Source organism: Microbacterium sp. MYb45 (genome assembly GCF_002979655.1).
Classification (GTDB): Bacteria; Actinomycetota; Actinomycetes; order Actinomycetales; family Microbacteriaceae; genus Microbacterium.
This window is the reverse complement of sequence record NZ_PCPG01000001.1, coordinates 200,565-217,816: the sequence shown is the minus strand read 5'-3', so window position 1 is coordinate 217,816 and position 17,252 is coordinate 200,565. Positions and strand designations below refer to the sequence as shown.

13 protein-coding genes are annotated in these 17,252 nt (G+C 68.9%); 3 read left to right on the top strand and 10 right to left on the bottom strand.

Going from position 1 to position 17,252, the window contains the following annotated elements; translation table 11 throughout:
- Positions 1–3 precede the first annotated feature (3 nt).
- Both CQ034_RS01020 and CQ034_RS01015 read right to left on the bottom strand, forming a co-directional pair.
- Positions 4–3,363 carry an LGFP repeat-containing protein gene (locus CQ034_RS01020; RefSeq protein ID WP_105709628.1) on the bottom strand — a complete coding sequence of 1,120 codons (3,360 nt, stop codon included), beginning with the start codon at positions 3,361–3,363 and terminating at the stop codon, positions 4–6.
- Between the two features lie 100 nt (positions 3,364–3,463).
- Positions 3,464–4,537 carry a glycosyltransferase gene (locus tag CQ034_RS01015; RefSeq protein WP_105709627.1) on the bottom strand — a complete coding sequence of 358 codons (1,074 nt, stop codon included), beginning with the start codon at positions 4,535–4,537 and terminating at the stop codon, positions 3,464–3,466.
- Positions 4,538–4,658: 121 nt separating this feature from the next.
- On the opposite strand from CQ034_RS01015, the gene CQ034_RS01010 reads away from it, so the two are divergent.
- Together CQ034_RS01010 and CQ034_RS01005 are read left to right on the top strand one after the other, a co-directional pair.
- On the top strand, positions 4,659–6,422 hold the full coding sequence (locus CQ034_RS01010) for a DUF4012 domain-containing protein (RefSeq protein WP_105709626.1): 1,764 nt from the start codon (positions 4,659–4,661) through the stop codon (positions 6,420–6,422).
- Between the two features lie 143 nt (positions 6,423–6,565).
- A complete protein-coding gene (locus CQ034_RS01005; RefSeq protein WP_105709625.1) occupies positions 6,566–7,153 on the top strand; it encodes a hypothetical protein in 588 nt (195 codons plus the stop codon).
- Positions 7,154–7,357: 204 nt separating this feature from the next.
- Here CQ034_RS01005 and CQ034_RS01000 read toward each other — a convergent pair whose 3' ends face one another.
- The 6 genes from CQ034_RS01000 to CQ034_RS00975 form a co-directional block, all read right to left on the bottom strand.
- Positions 7,358–8,812: an LCP family protein gene (locus CQ034_RS01000; protein ID WP_105709624.1), complete on the bottom strand. Its 1,455-nt coding sequence runs from the start codon at positions 8,810–8,812 to the stop codon at positions 7,358–7,360.
- Positions 8,809–9,276 carry a 5-(carboxyamino)imidazole ribonucleotide mutase gene (purE, locus tag CQ034_RS00995; RefSeq protein WP_036303450.1) on the bottom strand — a complete coding sequence of 156 codons (468 nt, stop codon included), beginning with the start codon at positions 9,274–9,276 and terminating at the stop codon, positions 8,809–8,811. The genes CQ034_RS01000 and purE overlap by 4 nt, the downstream gene beginning before the upstream one ends.
- 144 nt (positions 9,277–9,420) lie before the next feature.
- Positions 9,421–10,545, bottom strand: a complete 1,125-nt coding sequence (locus CQ034_RS00990) for a 5-(carboxyamino)imidazole ribonucleotide synthase (protein ID WP_105709623.1) — start codon at positions 10,543–10,545, stop codon at positions 9,421–9,423.
- Positions 10,546–10,649: 104 nt separating this feature from the next.
- Positions 10,650–11,168, bottom strand: a complete 519-nt coding sequence (locus CQ034_RS00985; RefSeq protein ID WP_105710312.1) for a PH domain-containing protein — start codon at positions 11,166–11,168, stop codon at positions 10,650–10,652.
- An 86-nt stretch (positions 11,169–11,254) separates the two neighbouring features.
- Positions 11,255–12,031 (bottom strand): biotin--[acetyl-CoA-carboxylase] ligase, encoded by a 777-nt coding sequence (locus tag CQ034_RS00980; RefSeq protein ID WP_105709622.1) that lies wholly within the window; start codon positions 12,029–12,031, stop codon positions 11,255–11,257.
- Complete coding sequence (locus tag CQ034_RS00975) at positions 12,028–13,311, bottom strand: CDP-glycerol glycerophosphotransferase family protein (RefSeq protein ID WP_029262023.1); 1,284 nt, start codon at positions 13,309–13,311, stop codon at positions 12,028–12,030. Before CQ034_RS00975 ends, CQ034_RS00980 begins: the two co-directional genes overlap by 4 nt.
- A gap of 169 nt (positions 13,312–13,480) precedes the next feature.
- Between CQ034_RS00975 and CQ034_RS00970 the strand changes: the two genes are divergently transcribed.
- Positions 13,481–14,506 carry a glycosyltransferase family 2 protein gene (locus CQ034_RS00970; RefSeq protein ID WP_051662327.1) on the top strand — a complete coding sequence of 342 codons (1,026 nt, stop codon included), beginning with the start codon at positions 13,481–13,483 and terminating at the stop codon, positions 14,504–14,506.
- Positions 14,507–14,527: 21 nt separating this feature from the next.
- Here the strand turns inward: CQ034_RS00970 and CQ034_RS00965 are convergent, their stop codons facing one another.
- Both CQ034_RS00965 and CQ034_RS00960 read right to left on the bottom strand, forming a co-directional pair.
- Positions 14,528–15,964 (bottom strand): CDP-glycerol glycerophosphotransferase family protein, encoded by a 1,437-nt coding sequence (locus tag CQ034_RS00965; protein ID WP_105709621.1) that lies wholly within the window; start codon positions 15,962–15,964, stop codon positions 14,528–14,530.
- Positions 15,961–17,214, bottom strand: a complete 1,254-nt coding sequence (locus CQ034_RS00960) for a CDP-glycerol glycerophosphotransferase family protein (protein WP_105709620.1) — start codon at positions 17,212–17,214, stop codon at positions 15,961–15,963. Before CQ034_RS00960 ends, CQ034_RS00965 begins: the two co-directional genes overlap by 4 nt.
- Positions 17,215–17,252 lie beyond the last annotated feature (38 nt).

The window sequence follows — 17,252 nt, the reverse complement described above, 5'->3', positions numbered from 1 at the left end:
CCCTTACTTGGTGTAGGACAGCGTTCCACCGGCGAAGGACTGCGAACAGGTCGTCGCTGTGCAAGTCTCCGAGCTCGTGGGCCATCCGAGGTCGCCACGGATCCATCCACGCGCGCTGTAGAGCTTCATCATCGTGGCTGAGGAGGCGAAGGTGCCGTACGCGGACGAGTGGATCCAGCCGTTGACGAAGGCCTGGCCGAAACCGTTGCCGTTCGGGTCCGTGACCGTCTGCACATTCGAGTCCACCAAGCCGAGCGTGCTCTTGCTCGCGCCTAGAGAGACGTAAAGCCGCGAGATGTTCGCGTTGGTCGTCGTGACGAGAACATCCTCCTGAGGGCCTCGGACCTTGATCGCGCCGTTGTCGAAGGCCTGCCGACACACGCCGTCGACACAGGACTCGGCGCCGACCGGCCAACCCAGAGCTCCGCGCACCCATCCTGCGGGGCTGTACACCTGCATGATCGTCGTGGACGACGTGAACGTGCCCTTGCTCGACGAGTGGATCCACCCACCATCGAACTTCTGCGCGAACCCGTTGCCGTTCTTGTCGGTCACGGTCTGCACGGCCGCAGCTGCACTTCCCAGGAACCCTGCCGCCCCTCCGGCCGCCTGGTAGGCCTTCTGGATCGCGGCGTTGTTCGCCGTGAGAATGGTGACCGCGGGAGACCCGACCTGGTATCGGATGGTGCCGCCGGTGAACGACTGGGCGCAGGACCCGGCGTTGCACGTCTCGGCGGTGGTAGGCCATCCGAGCGGACCCCGCAACCACCCGGCCGCGCTGTATGCCTTCATGATTGTCGAGGACGAGGAGAAGGTGCCGCTCGCTGACGAGTGGATCCATCCCCCAGCGAACTTCTGCGACAGGCCATTCCCGTTCTTGTCCGTCACCTTCGTCTCGGCACCGGTCGGCCATCCCAGCGTTCCACGCAACCATCCTGCGGCACTGTACGCCTTCATGATCGCCGAGGACGAGGAGAAGGTGCCGCTCGCGGAGGAATGGATCCACCCTCCGGCGAACTGCTGGGTGATGCCGTCTCCGTTCGGGTCCGTCACGGCGGTTTCGGCTCCCACGGGCCATCCGAGCACGCCTCGAACCCAGCCAGCGGCGCTGTAGCCGGTCATGATCCTTGTCGAGGTCGCGAAAGAGCCCTTGGCCGAAGAATGAATCCATCCGCCGGCGAAACGCTGCGCGTCGCCGTTGCCCTGCGGATCGGTCACGTGCTGTACGGCGGCCGTGGGCGCACCGATCCAACCGGCGGTTCCCCCAATGCTCTGGTGAAGCGCACGTATGGTCGCTGTGATCTTGCTGCCGTCAGAGCCGGCAGTTGCCGCGGAGAGGGTGCCCTTCGCGAACGTCTGCGTGCAGCCGAGGTCGGTGCATTTCTCCGCTCCGGTCGGCCATCCGAGGCTGCCACGGACCCAGCCTGCGGCGGAGTACAGCGCCATGAGCTGCGAGGAACTAGCGAATGTCCCGCGTGCGCTCGAGTGGATCCAACCCCCGGCGAACTGCTGCGCATAGCCGTTGCCGTTCTTGTCCGTAACGCTCTGCACCGCTCTCAGCGGGTAGCCGAGAGGGCCCGTAGCCCCACCCGATGCTTGGTACACCGTCTTGATCGCGGCATTCGTGACCTCGGCGGCGGGCCCTGCAACGCCGCCCTTCGTATACTGCAGCACACCGCGCTGGAACGGCTGAGCGCAGACAGTGCCCGAGCAGGTCTCCGCTCCGGTCGGCCATCCGTAGGCGCCTCGCACCCACCCGGCCTTGCTGTACGCCGTCATGATCGTTGTCGATGACGAGAACGTGCCGGACGCGGAGGAATGGATCCAGCCACCATCGAACTTCTGGGCACGGCCGTCGCCGTTGGGGTCGACGACCGACTGCATCGCAGCGGCCGCGTGCCCCAGGGGGCCTGTTGCGCTGCCCTGGGCGACGTACACGGCTTTGATGCTGGCGTCGTCCACCGGAGGCACGACATAGGCGGCTTTCCCGGTGTCGTATCGAATCGTGCCACCCGCGAAGCTCTGCAGGCAGCGCTGAGAGGCACAAGTCTCCGCGCTCGTCGGCCACCCGAGCGAACCACGCAGCCAACCGGCCTCGCTGTAAGCCGTCATCACTGTCGACGACGACGCGAACGTGCCGCGAGCGGAGGAGTGGATCCACCCCTTGGAGAACTGCTGCGAGATGCCGTTCCCGTTCGGATCGCTGATGGCTTTGGGGGTAACTGAGGGGTAACCGAGCTTGCCGCCCAGCCCACCCTGAGCCGCATAGGTCGCGTACACGTCGCCGTAGACCGTCAACGCTCCGAGTGCGCGGGTCCAGGTGATGATGCCCTTCGCGTAGGTCCAGGTGCAGCGCGCGGTCGCGCTCGAGCACGACGGTTTGGCCCCTGCTGCCCCGAGGACACCGGTCGCACCCCCGAGCTTCGTGTAGAGCTGCGTGATCTCGATGAGCGGATCCACCGCCTGCGTGGATCCGAACCAGTCGGTGAAGTAGTTGTAGAAGTTGCGGTTGCCGTAGGCCGAGCATCCGTCACCCTCGCCGTAGCCGGCGCGCAGGGCGGCCGCGTTGGGCTGGTACGGCGTGTAGTAGTAGAGAGCCGACGTCGCCTTGTTCGCGACGTAGACCGGTGCGGAGCCGCAGGAGGCCTTGGGGTTGTAGAGGATGTTCCAGGTCTTCCCCGGTGCGTACCACTGGAACCACTTGCCTTCCATATAGATCTGCATCTGGCGGGCGGCGCCGTAGATCTGGTGGAAGAAGCCGATGAAGTTCGGGTCGCACGGCGCGGTGTCGGGGCATCCCTGACCGAGCGCGATCCGGTAGCGCCAGGCGCTCGGCCACGTGTGGGTGATGAGACCCTGCTCCTTCTGGAGCATCACGATCAGCACCTGCGGGTTGATGTTGCAGGCCTGCGAGACGCGATAGATGATGCGCGCGGCCGATTCGTTCGCGGCGCCCGTGTATCCGCTGCAGTACTGGTCTGCCGGGCGGGTGACCGTGGTCATCCGGAAGTCCTTCAGGCAGACGATCGCCTCGTTGTTCTCGTCACGACCACCCAGGCAGCGCGCGACCTTGCCGTTGAAGAAGGTCTGGATCTGCGCCTCGGTCATCGTGCTCTTGTTCGTGAACACGGCGTCGCTGATGAGGTTGCCCGGAGTGAAGCCGGTGAGGCTGCTTTTCGCGATCCCCGTTTCGACGGGGGCGGCGGAGGCGTTCGCGGCTGCCACCACGGGCGACGTGACCGTCGCCTGAGCAGCGGCGGCGGGAACGACCGTTCCGAGAACAAGGGCGGAGACAGCGAGGAAACAGGTGAGGAGTGGGGCGGTCCTCAGGGTGTTTCGCGAGCGTGGGGCACGTCGAGACATGTGACCAGTGTGACGGAAGTTGCAGGATGATGCCACTGTTGCGCCTCTTTGGCCACAGCACACCGGCGTGTCGCGTCGATGTGCAGGTGGCTCCCAGCCCTCAGAGGTCGGCGTGCAGACCCCAGAGCCGTTCGGCCGAACTCGCCCAGGAGAAGGCCCTGGACCGATCCGCCGCCAAGACGCGCAACCGGTCCGCGGCGGCGTCCGTGGCCTCCACCATGGCGTCCGCGATCTCCTCGGCTGCGACCAGCATGCCCCCGTCGGCGATCACGTCCCGGTGCGAGCCGCTGTCGACGGCGACGACGGGGATCCCGAGGGTCATCGCCTCGACCGCGCGCCATGGCCACCCGGCGGAACTGCTCGTCGTGGCGAACAGCGATGCCCCGGCCAGCACGGCCGCACGGTCTGCAGTATCCAGCGCGCCTCGGATGTGCGCGCGCCGCTCGGGGAGCCCTGCAGCCGAAGCGAGCTCGGCGTAACGGGGTTCCGCACCATCGGGAGCGCCCATCACGACGGCATCGATTCCCGCCGCCGCAGCGCCGCGGAAACCGTCGTGCAGATCGGCCGCCGATCCCGCCAACACCACGTACTGCGCGGGCAACGTCAGTGCCGCTCGCCGGTCGGCGGCGGCTGCGGGCGCCGCGAATCCACGGGGCGGAGCGCCCGCGACCACGCGGACGCGATCCCCGAGGCGTGCGAGTTCCGACAGCCGCTCGGCGACGGCATGCGACGGCACGACCACGGCGTCGGCATGCTTCACCGCGCGCCGCAGCATCCCGCGCTGCCAGGCGACGAGGCTCTTCGACAACTGCTCCGGTGCGTCCCAGGCGCGCAGATCCCACAGCGTGACCGTGGTCTGGTCGCTGTCGTGTACTCGGTCGTGTCGCACGAGCGGGGCCATCAGCGTCGGCGAGTGGATCATCCCTCCGCCGACCCCCGGAGCGATCCCGAGCTGCCAGGAGGCGGCCAACTCGCGGCGCCCGAGCCCGAGGGTCCGCACCTCGCCGACGCCGGCGACCGAAACCTCCGCGCCCGCAGGGACGATGGCGTCCACGGTGCACCCCGAGGGTGCCGTCGCGATCAGGCCGACCGTGAGATCGAGAGCGGCGGAAGCCTGGTCGGGGTCGACGACATGCACGAGCTGATCCAGAACCACACGCAGCCGAGCACCCATGCGATCAGGCTATCCTCGCCGCGCAGCTCCCCGTGGAGCGCACCACCCGTGCCGCGCGAATGTCAGCGTTCCCACAGTTTTCGCCCACCGCCGCACCAGCGGTTCATGCTTGAATGCTCGGGTGAGCGATGGTCGTCTTCCCGTCCGACGCCGATGGATCGGGTGGACCGTCGGCGTTCTCCTGTCGATCCTCCTCATCGCGATCGGCTGGGTGACGATCCGCGGGATCGGCGCGGTCAGCGACCTTCAGCAGGTCGCCAATGGCGCCACGCAGCTGAAGGCATCGATCGCCTCAGGTGACCTCGAGGAAGCGGAGCGGGTCTCCGGGAGCATCGCGCGCAATGCGGCGTCCGCCGACGAACTCACCTCGGACCCCGTCTGGCAGGCCTTCGGCGCTGTGCCGTGGCTGGGACCGAACTTCCGCGCGGTGAGCGAGATCGCCGAGATCGCGCACGACGTCTCGACGAACGCGCTCACACCGCTGCTCGATGTGGCAGGCGGGCTCGATCTGGCAGGTCTGGGCGTCGAAGGCGGCACGATCGACCTCGCCCCTTTCGCGGAGATCGAGAAGCCGCTCGGTACGGCGAGCACTGCGCTCAGCGCTGCGGAGCTGCAGGCCAAGCGCATCGATGCGGGCGCGACGCTGCCACCCCTCGCCGACGCCATCGGTGAGTTGCGATCCGCGGTGACGGGAGCCGCGTCGGTGGTCGGCTCCCTGCACGGCGCCTCCGTGCTGCTGCCGACGATGCTCGGCGGCGAAGGTCCGCGCAACTACGTCCTGGCCATGCAGAACAACGCCGAGTTGCGCTCCTCCGGCGGGATCATCGGCTCGATCGCGCTGCTGCACGCGGAGAACGGCACGATCACGCTGCAGAGACAGGCGTCGACCCGGGACTTCCCGCCGCTGGACACCGCTCTGCCGCTCAGCGAGTCCACGATCGCCCTGTTCGACGACCGCCCCGGTCGCTACCTCCAGAACATCACCGCCATCCCGGACTTCGCCGAGGCGGGCGAGATCATCGCGGCCCGCTGGACGGGTCGCTTCGGCGGGACCGTCGACGGCGTCATCGCCGTGGACGCCGTCGTCGCGGAGCACCTCATGAAGGCGACCGGAGACCTCGCTTTCGGACCCTTCACGGCCACAGCGGACACCGTGACGGACATCCTGCTGTCCCAGATCTATGCGGCGGTCCCCGATCCCGCCACGCAGGACGCGATCTTCGCGCAGGCGGCGGGAGGCCTGTTCAGCGCCGCACTGTCCGGCGGCGACCCCCGGGCTCTCATCGGGGCGCTGGCCACATCGGCGGACGAGAGTCGTATCCGCATCTGGAGCGCACACCCGGAGGAGGAGGCCGTTCTCGCCGCCTCCGAACTGGGCGGAACGATCCCCACGGACAGCGACGACGCGACCTACGTGGGCGTGCTGATGAACGACACCACCGGCGGGAAGATGGACTACTACACCCGTGCATCCATCACGACGTCGGTCGGCGCGTGTCAGGGCGCTCCGACCACGCAGGTACGCGTCACGTGGACGAATACGGCCCCGGCGGACGCCGCGACCTCGCTGCCCGCCTATGTCACGGCCGACGGTTTCTACGGCGTTCCCGCCGGCACGGTGCGCACGCTGATCGCGGTGTACGGGCCCGAGGGCGCGACGCCCGCCCATGTCGACCGCGACGGCGAAGAGGAAGGCGTGCAGACGGCCATGCTCGGCGATCGTTCCGTGGTGCAGCACGAGGTCTCCCTCGCCCCCGGCGAATCGACGACGATCACGGTCGAGTTCGAGGGCACGGGCGCCGGCGCGCGATTCACGGAAGTGCGGCACACACCGCTCATCGAGGCTCCGGACACCGCACGGAAACCGCTGAACTGCGCAACGTGACATTCCGCGCTCGATAGGGTAGCGTTGAGCCACTGGGGAATATCTGGAGTCTGCAATCTTGCCGTGGGGGCAAGACGACTCCACGCAGTCGGATGCAGGGGTGTATCCGGATGCGATTCCGCGTGAAATTCTGGGGAGAAATCATGCTGAAAAAACTGGCTGCAATCAGCCTTACCGCCGGCGCGCTCGTATTGATGGCGCCCGCCGTCGCATCCGCTGCGCCATCGACTGTTCCGGCCGCGTCTTCCGACTCGTACACGACGCCTCCCGGCGTCAAGGTCGGCGACCCGGTCATCGACATCTGCGAAGTCTCGACCATCGTGTTCGGACCGGGGTACTTCCTGCCGTCCGAGAACGTGAGCGTCTCGGTGTCCGGGCTCAACGCCGGGAATGCCGCCGTCTCGGGCAACACCGCCGCGACCGACGGCAGCCTGACGCTCACCTTCCGCCCGCCTTCTGATGGAGAGGGCTCCTACGCCGTCTCCTTCGCCGGCTCGCGCTCGTACACCGCGACGATCACGGTCGCACACGGTCATGATGCCGCTTCGACGTGCGACCACGATCCTGGGGTCGCACCGGCAGGCGCGGAGATGCCGCTCACGGGCGACGGATTCGAGCTCGCCCTCACCGGCGGAAGCGTCTCGCCGTGGGTCCTCGGAGGCGGCGCCGCGGCGCTCGTCGCCGGCGGTGCCCTCGTCGCGGTCGGAGCGTCTCGCCGCAAGCGCGCCTAGGTCCGGCTGCCGCCTCGCGCGGTGGTCGACTGGACGACGGTGATCCCTCCCCCTCCGATCACCGTCGTCTGGTGCATCCGGTGGCACCCACCGGAAGCCCACGGCCCGCCCCTTCTGGGACGGGAGGGCCGTGGGCTTTGTCGCGCGCTCGCGGGACGGTCCGGACGTCCAGCACCGTCTCCGGTCGACGCGGGCTCGCGGTCGTCAGGGAGCGGGGCTCGGCGTCTGCGTCGGCGGATGCAGCGACGTCGCGATCAGGTCGTGGATGAAGCCGTAGTCAGGTTCGTGCTCGTCCACGCCGAAGTCGGGCGTGAGCTCGATCGACGTCACCTGCTGCTCCTTCGCCTTCAGCATCAGGTCGAAGAACTCCGGCAGCTTGTCGGAGGGCAGATCGGTGCTGATCAGTGCCGTGCCCGCCGCAGCCACCTCATTGAATCGGGTGAGCACGGTCTGCGGAGTGAACTGAGCGAGGATCGCCTCCTGGAGCTCACGCTGACGCTTCATGCGATCCCAGTCGCTGGTGGTGTAGCGGGATCGGGCGTACCACTGAGCCGTGTCGCCGTTCATCCGCTGTGTGCCCGGCTCGATCCAGCCGATGGCCCATTCGTTCACGTCGGTGCCCGTCCACCCCTCGGGCGGTCCGCCCTTCGGAAGACGCTCGGTGACATCGATCTCCACGCCGCCCAGAGCATCGACGAGCTCCGCGAAGCCGTGCATGTCGACGAACACGTAGTACGGGATCTCAATGCCGAGGACTCCCTCCGCCGCGTCCTTGGTCGCCTCGATCCCCGGGTCGGAGCCGTGGGCGACGGCGTCGGGATAGAGCCCTGCTCCCCCGTCGTCGCGGCACACCTCGGCCGCGTTGCGCACGTGGTTCATCCACCCGTTCCAGCCGCACGTCGATGAGCTGTGCCCTTCGAAGCCGTTCGGATAGAGCTCCTGCATCGGGCTGCCCTCGCTGAACGGGGCGTTCGGGAGCTCGCGCGGGATGCCGGTGATGGTCACGGCGCCGGTGTCGGCGTTCACCGACACGACCGAGATGCTGTCGAACCGCATCGAGTCGCGTCCGTCGCCGCTGTCGGCGCCGAGCAGCAGAATGTTGTAGTAGCCGTCGCTCGGCTGCACGCTCGGGCCGCTCTGACCGAAGATCGAGCCGATCGTGCTGCGCACCGAGCCCACCGCGGTCGCCGCATACGCGGCTCCCCCGCCGACGAGGCCCAGCAGCAGCAGGGCGACGACGGGGATGGCGAGGCGCGACGGCCCGGGGAGCTTCACGAGGCGCACGAGACGCAGGGCGTCGAATGTCAGGACGATCCAGAGGACGACGTAGGCGACGAGAAGCACCTGCACGATCGTGAGGACGGCAGCCGAGAAGAACCCGCCGCCGATCGTGAGCCACAGCAGGACAGGGCGCGCGAACAGCGCGAGGCCGACAGCGACGATCGCGAGGAGCCAGGCGAGCAGAGTGGCACCGAGGCCGAAGCGACCGAGTCGACGATTACCGGCGAGCACCTGGGCCGAGCCCGGCAGCAGGAGATTCAGCGCGACCAGCCACCAGCCGCGCTTCGCCATAGTCCCCGGATCGGAGAGGTCCGGGTGCCGCAGCGGCCGGGTCTCGATCAGTGGGCGCCCTGATGCGCGCGGAGGCGCAAGGGTCACAGTGACCCCTTCAGCCGTTCGTTCTTCTCCTCGACCTGGGCCTCGAGCTCGCGAGAGTACGCCTCGACACGGTCGGCGAGGTCGGGGTCTGCCGTCCCGAGGATCCGTGCCGCGAGGAGTCCCGCGTTGCGCGCTCCGCCGATGGACACGGTGGCGACCGGGATCCCGGCAGGCATCTGCACGATCGAGAGCAGCGAGTCCATGCCGTCGAGGTAGGCGAGCGGCACAGGGACACCCACGACGGGAAGCGGGGTCATCGAGGCGAGCATGCCCGGAAGGTGCGCTGCACCCCCGGCACCCGCGATGATGACGCGGACTCCTCGTGACCGCGCGTCACGCGCGTACGACATGAGCTTGTCGGGCGTGCGATGCGCCGAGACGACCTCGACCTCGTGCGGGATTCCGAAGTCCGTGAGGGCCTGAGACGCATCGCTCATCACGCGCCAATCGGAGTCGGATCCCATGACGACGCCGACAAGAGGAACGGCGGAGGAGTGCAGTGGCTCGGTCACCAGATCAGGCTACGGTCTGCCGCTGGGAGAAACCCCGAACGCCGCGCCTCTTCGCGCGCATGTCTCGCGCCGTGTGACGCCGAGAGCGAGCGCTGCTCAGTCGAAATGGGCGGCAGCTGCCCGCGCCACGTACACGGCATCGTCGAGGTCATCGTCGACGACGTTCACATGCCCGACCTTCCGGCCGGGTCGCGGAGCCTTGCCGTACGTGTGGATCTTCGCCTGCGGGTGCGCAGCCATCGCCGCACCGAAGCGCTCATCGAGCGTGCCCGCCACCGGTCCGCCGAGGATGTTCACCATCACGGACCAGGCGGAGCGGGGCGCGGTGCTTCCCAGCGGAAGATCGGCGACCGCTCGCAGATGCTGCTCGAACTGTCCGGTGACAGCGCCGTCCTGGCTCCAGTGCCCACTGTTGTGGGGGCGCATCGCGAGCTCGTTGACGAGGATGCGTTCGTCGTCGGTCTCGAACAGCTCCACGGCCAGCATGCCCGTGACGCCGAGCCCCTCGGCGATCGTGCGACCGATCGCCTCGGCGACCTCCACGAGGCGGTCCGCGGCGGCGGGCGCCGGGGCGATGACCTCGGCGCACACTCCGTCTCGCTGCACCGTCTCGACCACGGGGTACGCGACGACCTGCCCACTCGGGCGGCGCGCCACCTGCTGGGCGAGTTCGCGCACGAAAGGAACGAGCTCCTCGACGAGGAGCGCGTCGTCTTCAGCGAGAGCATCGAGCCAGTCCTGCGCTTCGGCGGCGGCACGGACGACCCGCACGCCCTTTCCGTCGTATCCGCCGCGGGGTGTCTTCACGACGCCCGCACCGGCATGCGCATCGAGGAAGTCCTGCAGCTCGGCGATGCTCCGCACGGGAGCCCAGTCGGGCTGCGGCACACCGAGTTCGGCGAGCCGGGCCCTCATGACGAGCTTGTCCTGCGCGAACTGCAGGGCATCGGGGCCCGGATGCACCACGACCCCGTCGGCGACGAGCGCTCGCAGGACGTCTTGCGGAACATGCTCGTGGTCGAACGTCACGACGTCGACGTCCGCCGCGAAAGCGCGCACGGTTTCGAGGTCGCGGTAGTCACCGATCGCGGTGGCCGCGAGCGCGGCCGACATCCCCTCGCCCTCGGCGAGCACTCGCAGGTCGAGACCGAGCTCCACCGCAGGTGCGATCATCATCCGGGCCAGCTGTCCTCCGCCGATCACGCCAACACGCAACGCCATGTGCCGTCTCCATTCGTCTGCACCCATTCTCGCGCACCGGGAGGGCCGGATTCGACACGCTCCGGGTCAGCCTTCAGCGCACGTCCCTGCCGCGAGCGGCGATCTCACATCGGGTGTGGTTCATCGCCGCCGGCCTGCGCGTCGCGATGCGCCAGGATCTGCCCGACCTCGATCTGGTCGGCGAGCGTCTCGTGCACGAGGGTGACGTTCGGGACGTTCGCGAGTCGGAGCGGCGCATCGACACCGTTGGAGAGGATGATGTTGCCCGAGCCCCACAGCCGCTGGAGCGGACCACGGCGAACCGCGATCGTGTATCCGCGGGCGTGGGACATCTCGCGACGCCCGCGAGCGCCGATGCCATGGTGCGCGATGACCCGCCTGGTCGTGACCGTCGTGCTGCGCGAGTACCAGATCACGAAGGGGATGACGACCGCGAGGATGACCAGGAGACCGGCTGCGGCGAGCAGCATCCAGTCCTCGAAGCCCGCGGGCAGGTTGCCGTAGAAGTACGCCGTCGCACCGAAGGTCGCGATGAGCACGAGTGCCGACCAGAACAGCCGACGCGCGTGGCTCCGGAAGCGCGCGATCAGCAACTCCTCCGAAGGCGTACCGGGCGGCGGCATCAGGGGCCGCCCGCCGAGCGTCACAGGCTGGGTCACACCACCATTGTGCCTGTGATCGCCGACATCGCCGTCTGGACGACGGCGTGTCAGTTTCCGGCAGGGCGGACGTGGACGACGTCACCGGCGGAAATCGCCTGCTGCTCGCCGTCGACGGACACCACCAGGCGCCCCTCCGGATCGAGTGCTGTGGCCACGCCCTCCAGGATCCGGCCGGCCGGCAGAGACACGCGGACCGCCTGCCCGATCGTCGCGCATCGGGCGGTCGCCGCCGCATGCAGCCCGCTCCTGCCCGCGTCACCCGTCGAGACGAGCGCGGACAGCAGATCATCCAGCGCGGTGAGATACGCCGCCAGGAGCCGATCCTCGTCGGCCTCGACGTCGAGGGCCGCGAACGACGTGGCCGTCGGCACCGGAAGCTGCTCGACCGTCATCGCCGTGTTCACACCGGCGCCGACGACCACCGCATCCCCCGTCGCCTCGGCGAGGATGCCGCAGATCTTGCGTCCGTCGACCAGTACGTCGTTCGGCCACTTCACCCCGACGTCGTGCTCCGGCAGCTGCGCTGCGACCGCGTCCGACATCGCCACCCCGGCGGCGAGCGGAATCCAGCCTCGTGTCGCCGGGTCGAGCGGCAGAGCGCGCAGAAGCACGGAGACGGCCAAGGCCGTGCCCGCCGGGGCGACCCAGCTGCGGTCGAGGCGGCCTCGGCCCGCGGTCTGGTCGCGCGTCACGATGGTCGACAGATGCGGCCAACCGACGACATCCCCCGCGTGCGCACGAAGATCGGCGTTCGTCGACCCGGTTCGCTCCCGCACCTCGAGTCGAGGGACGATCGGATGCGCCAGCGAGAAGTCCACGCTCATACTTCCTCGTCGTCGACTTCTTCGTCGTCGTCGTCCTCGTCCTCGCGGATCGCCCCGACCTCGTGGGCCTGCCACCGCTCCCACTCCTTCATGAGCCCGTCGACCGCCGCGTGGAACTTCTCCGTGGCCACTCCCTGTGTCGTGTCACCGAAGTAGTGCTGCACCCACATCCGCAGACGAGCGGTGGCTGCCTCGTCGGCTCGCACGCGTTCGACCTCCGCGACGATGTCGTGCGCGGCCTCCGCCGTCAGCCATTCGCAATCAGCCAGATAGCCCTGCGTGTCGATGGAAGCACGTTCGTCGGTCGGACGCGTGATCATCAGCGGCTTCCCCGCGGCCAGACGGTCGTAGACCATCGCGGAGATGTCGACGATCGCGACATCGGCCGCCGTCAGCTGCCAGCCGAGCTCCGGTGCATGATCGTAGACGTGCTGCGCCGTCGGGTCCGCCGCATTCGCGGCAGCGATCGCCGCGATGATCCGCCGGTGGGCGGCCCCGTACGCCTCGTCCACGACACCGCTACGCGGGTGGGGACGGTAGATCACCCGATGCGCGCCGGTCGCCAACAGTCGCGTCACGAGCGCTTCGCCGTGCGTGGCGATCGACCCGTAGTGGGCACTCGGGCGGTCCCCCTCCCATGTGGGCGCGTAGAGGACGACGGTCCGCTCGTCCGGCACGAAGGGGAGCGTTCCCGAGTAGTGATCCGCCTGCGGCCGGCCGATCTCGATGGTGCGGCGATCCACGTCATAGTCCCACAACGTGCGCGACAGCCGATCACGCGCAGCCTGACCGGCCACGAAGGCGTAGTCGTAGGCCTTGTACTGATTCGTGGTCATGTACATCTTGTCGGACTCGCCGTGGTTGATGAACACGTGCCACCGCCGCCCGTAGCGGAACATCTGGAAGTTGCGGGTGTTCTGGTTCACGTACAGCACCACGCGGATGTCCTGCGTCGCGATGAACCGTTCGAGGTCGCGGACCTTCGGCACGAAGGCGACGGGAGGGGAATCCTCCTCGAGCAGCCTCTCGGTTCCGGTCGCCTGACGCGAGAGCACGACGACGGGCCACCGCTTCGCAAGCTCGGCCAGCGGGCGGTACCACTGACGCATCTGATACATGTTCACGGCACCGTCGGCGAAGTACACCGCCACCTGGAAGTGGTCGGTCGGGAGGGGTTCGCGTTCCGAGAGCCGCCGACGCACGCGTTGCACGGCGGTGCGGGATGCGAGCGCCCGCGTCAGCAGTCGGTACGCCTTCTTCGCATCAGACAGTGCACCCATCCCTCCAGAATAGTTCGTCGGGGCGGCGTCGTCCGGCGCCTGCGGACGGATCCGGGGCCGGAAGGGCGATAGTCCGCGTCCTCCTCAGGATCAGTGGGAGCCACCGTGACATGATCGTCATGTGCCAGCCGACGAATCAGCCGCTCCCCTGCCCGGGGTGTCCTTCGTGATGCCGGTGCTCAACGAGCGCGCCTACCTCGAGCACGCGATCGAATCCGTGCTCGCCCAGGACGTCGATGTCCCCACCGAGCTCGTCCTCGCGCTGGGGCCGTCGAACGACGGCACGACGGAGCTCGCTCAGCGCCTGGCTGAGCAGGACGAGCGTATCCGGCTGGTCGACAATCCCGCGGCGCACATCCCCGTCGGACTCAACGCCGCGATCCGAGCGAGCCGCTATTCGACGATCGTGCGCGTCGACGCGCACTCCGAGCTCTCCGCCGGCTACGCCGCCCGGGCGCTCCGGACCCTGGAACGCACCGATTCGGCCAATGTGGGCGGCGTCATGCACGCCGAGGGACGCACACCGTTCCAGAAGGCCGTCGCCCGCCTGTACAACTCCCCCGTCGGACTCGGCGGAGGCGCGTACCACGGCAGCTCCCAGGAGGGCGAGGCCGAGTCCGCCTATCTCGGCGTCATGCGACGCGAGGTCCTGGACGAGGTCGGCCTGTTCGACGAGTCGATCCGGCGTGGCGAGGACTGGGAGCTCAACCTTCGCATCCGTCAGGCCGGGCACCGTGTCTGGTTCGACCCCGAGCTGTCCGTCACCTACTGGCCCCGCGAGAGCTGGATCCGTCTGGCGCGCCAGTTCCGCGCGACCGGCGCCTGGCGCGGCGAGCTCGTGCGTCGGTTCGGTCGCCGCAACGGAATCCGCTACTTCGCGCCGCCTGCGCTCGTGCTCCTGGTCCTGCTCGCCCTCGTGACGGGGATCCTCCAGCTCACCGGAGTGCTCGGCGGCGCGGTCTCGCTGATCGTCTCCCTCATCGTGTACGCACCCCTCGCGCTGTATCTGCTCCTCGTGCTGGGCGTCGCTCTGGCGCCGCGTGGCGGCGGTGTGCGCCAACGGCTGTGGACCATGCTCGTGCTGCCGACCATGCACCTGTCCTGGGGAATCGGCTTCCTCGGCGGCGTGCTCCGCGGAGCCCGCGACACCGTCGACGCGTCTCGCCTCGGCACTCGCAACACTCCGCTGCCCTGAACCGCTCCGGCGGCGAGGCCGTCAGGGCGTGACGAAACCGAGATCGAGGATGCGGTCCACGACGCGCTGCGCGGCGTGGCCGTCGTCTCGGGGGTTGAACTGTCGACGCCACGCCGCGTACCGCTCGGCGAATGCGGCTTCGTGACCCGCGTCCTCGAGGGCGGCGGTGAGCTCTTGCTGCGTGCGCACCAGGGGTCCCGGCGCGCGTTCGGCGAGGTCGAAGTAGAAGCCGCGCAGCTGTCCACGGTAGTGATCGAGGTCGGGCACCAGGAAGTACATCGGCTTGCCGGTGACGCTGAAATCGAACATCACCGAGGAGTAGTCGGTGATCAGCGCGTCGGCGGCGAGCAGCAGCCGCGCGGTCTCCGGATACCCCGTCACGTCGATGACGCGCGCGCCGTCGCGGTCGCGGCCCTGTTCGAGCGTCCGGGAATGGCCGCGCACGAGCACCACCGCGTTGGCCTGACGTGCCAGGAGTTCGGGGTCGATGAAGTCGACCATCTCGGTGCGGTCGTCTCGCCAGGTCGGGGCGTAAAGGAGCACCCTCTCTTCGGCCCCGATGCCCAGGGAGCGGCGGATCGCGGCCGGGTCTTCCGAGATCAGCGTGTCATTGCGGGGGTAGCCGTCCACCCAGATCGGGCGCCCGAAGAACGCGTATGCCTTGCGCAGAATGCGTTCCGAGTAGGCGTTCTGCGCCAGGAGGACGTCCCAGCGGCGGGACTCCTTGACCACCGCCGCCATGCGTCGCGGATCGAAACCCGGCCGGTGCAGCGCGAGCCGCTTCAGCGGGGTGCCGTGCCAGGTCTGCAGGACCTTCTGACCCGGCTTGCGGGCGAAACGACGCCGCAGCCAGTCGTTGACGACGAGCAGACGCGCCGCTCCCCGTGCATGCCACCACTGGGGGCTCCCCTCGACGACCGCGATCGCGCCCTCCGGGACCTCGACCGAGAGGTCGACGACGCTCCAGTAGCGCCGCACCTGCGGAGCACGAGTCGCGAGCTCGCGGTCGATCGCGCGAGGATTGCAGCCGACGCTGCGACCGTAGAAGCTCTCGAAGAAGACCGCGTTCTCGGTGCCGCCGCTCTGGGCGACGTAGCGCTCCTCGAGCGTCGACCTGCCTTCCACCGTCTCGTACACGGGATCGATCGGCGCGGCGATGCGGACCGTGCTGCCGTCGACGGCGATGCGCACGCCGGTCAGGACGACAGGATCGATCCTCAGCTCCTGCAGGTCGACATCCGAGATCCGCAGCTCGTACGTTCCGGACGGTAGCGGGAGTGACGGGCCGCCCCAGCGCGACGCCTCCAGCGGGAACGCGGCCTTCCACGTCTTGCCGCCGCCGCTGATGCGGGCCTCGACCCGTGCGCGCGGTCCGACCAACACGGCTTCCGCCGGTCGTGCCCCGGTCCCTGCGACGACCAGCGCCTGTGCCGTGTCGTCGATGCGGGCCGTTGTCATGCTGCTCCCTTCGGCGCGGGAATCCCCCGTGCGCGGATCACGTCATAGACGCGCTCGGTGTTGCGCCCGTCTCGATACGCGTGCATCCCCGCGCTGAGCGTAGCGGACCGCACGGACGCCGCGTCGTACACGCGACGGTCGGCGAGCAGATGCTCGAGCTGCGCGAGCAGCCCCGTCCAATCCGCGGCCGCGTCCTGGCCCGCGACCTCTTCGTATCGACCGTAGAAGCCGCGTGTCCGCGCGTACTGCTGGGCGTCGGGCGCCAGGAAAAGGACCGGCATCGGCAACAGCCCCACGTCGTAAGCGAGAGAGGAGTAGTCGGTGACGAGCACGTCCACCGCCGGCAGCACGGGCGTGACGTCGGCGATCACGGTCGAGCCCAGAGCGCGGACCCGCCTGCTCGGCAGGGGCGGCGCGTAGCCACCTTCCCCCAGCGGGTGCGAACGCACGAGGAGAACGGCGTCCTGCGCTTCGAGGAGACGGATGATCTGAACCCACTCCGCCGCAGACGGAACGGCGGGGTCGGGAGCGCCGTCCCGCCAGGTCGGCGCGTACAGGACTGTGCGCGCGGACACGGGGATGTCGCCGACGACCCGGCGGAGAAGTGCGGATGCGGCGCTGCGCCGCTCCTCCCCCGAACCCGCCGAGAGGACATCGACGCGAGGCTCGCCGGTCACGACGACCCGGTCGTCGCCGAGACCGAATGCGGACTCCAGCCTGCCCCTCGCGCGATGCGACGCGGCGGGCAGCACACGGATCCGCTGCGCGGCGGCGCGGTAGAGCACCGCGATCGCGCGACGCAGCAGCGGCGCACCGGGGACTTTCGGCACCTCGGTCGTCGCCGGCGAGTCCAGCCCGATCCGCTTGAGCGGGATGCCGTGCCAGAGCTGGACGACGAACGCGCCACCGTTCGCATAGCGGTTGACATCGCCCAAGCCGTGAGTGACCACCAGCACACCGGCCCTAGCGGTCGCCCACCAGCCGCGCAGGCCGCCCTTGCGGGCGAAACGGATGCCGAGTGCGGCCGCCTCGCGGTCTTCGCGTTCGGATGACGTGAGCCAGAGCGTGTCATGGCCCGCCGCTGCCGCGTGCTGCTGCATTGCGAGCGCACCGTCGCCGATCCCGGCACCGCAGCCGAACACCCAGCGCCGCCCTCGCGGGAGGAGAAGAGTACCGATGCGTCCCACGGCATACAGCGGGATCCGGAGCAGTTTGGCCGCGTTGCCGGTGCCGAAAGAGAAGGACGCCACCCCGCGAGCCTATCGCGCGGGGTGGCGGCCTTCGCTGT

What these genes read in the sequence shown, in the direction of transcription:
- CQ034_RS01020 (WP_105709628.1), bottom strand. Translation starts at nt 3,363, where the DNA reads ATGTCTCGACGTGCCCCACGCTCGCGAAACACCCTGAGGACCGCCCCA.
- CQ034_RS01015 (WP_105709627.1), bottom strand. Translation starts at nt 4,537, where the DNA reads ATGGGTGCTCGGCTGCGTGTGGTTCTGGATCAGCTCGTGCATGTCGTC.
- CQ034_RS01005 (WP_105709625.1), top strand. Translation starts at nt 6,566, where the DNA reads ATGCTGAAAAAACTGGCTGCAATCAGCCTTACCGCCGGCGCGCTCGTA.
- purE (WP_036303450.1), bottom strand. Translation starts at nt 9,276, where the DNA reads ATGGGATCCGACTCCGATTGGCGCGTGATGAGCGATGCGTCTCAGGCC.
- CQ034_RS00990 (WP_105709623.1), bottom strand. Translation starts at nt 10,545, where the DNA reads ATGGCGTTGCGTGTTGGCGTGATCGGCGGAGGACAGCTGGCCCGGATG.
- CQ034_RS00985 (WP_105710312.1), bottom strand. Translation starts at nt 11,168, where the DNA reads ATGCCGCCGCCCGGTACGCCTTCGGAGGAGTTGCTGATCGCGCGCTTC.
- CQ034_RS00980 (WP_105709622.1), bottom strand. Translation starts at nt 12,031, where the DNA reads ATGAGCGTGGACTTCTCGCTGGCGCATCCGATCGTCCCTCGACTCGAG.
- CQ034_RS00975 (WP_029262023.1), bottom strand. Translation starts at nt 13,311, where the DNA reads ATGGGTGCACTGTCTGATGCGAAGAAGGCGTACCGACTGCTGACGCGG.
- CQ034_RS00970 (WP_051662327.1), top strand. Translation starts at nt 13,481, where the DNA reads ATGCCGGTGCTCAACGAGCGCGCCTACCTCGAGCACGCGATCGAATCC.
- CQ034_RS00965 (WP_105709621.1), bottom strand. Translation starts at nt 15,964, where the DNA reads ATGACAACGGCCCGCATCGACGACACGGCACAGGCGCTGGTCGTCGCA.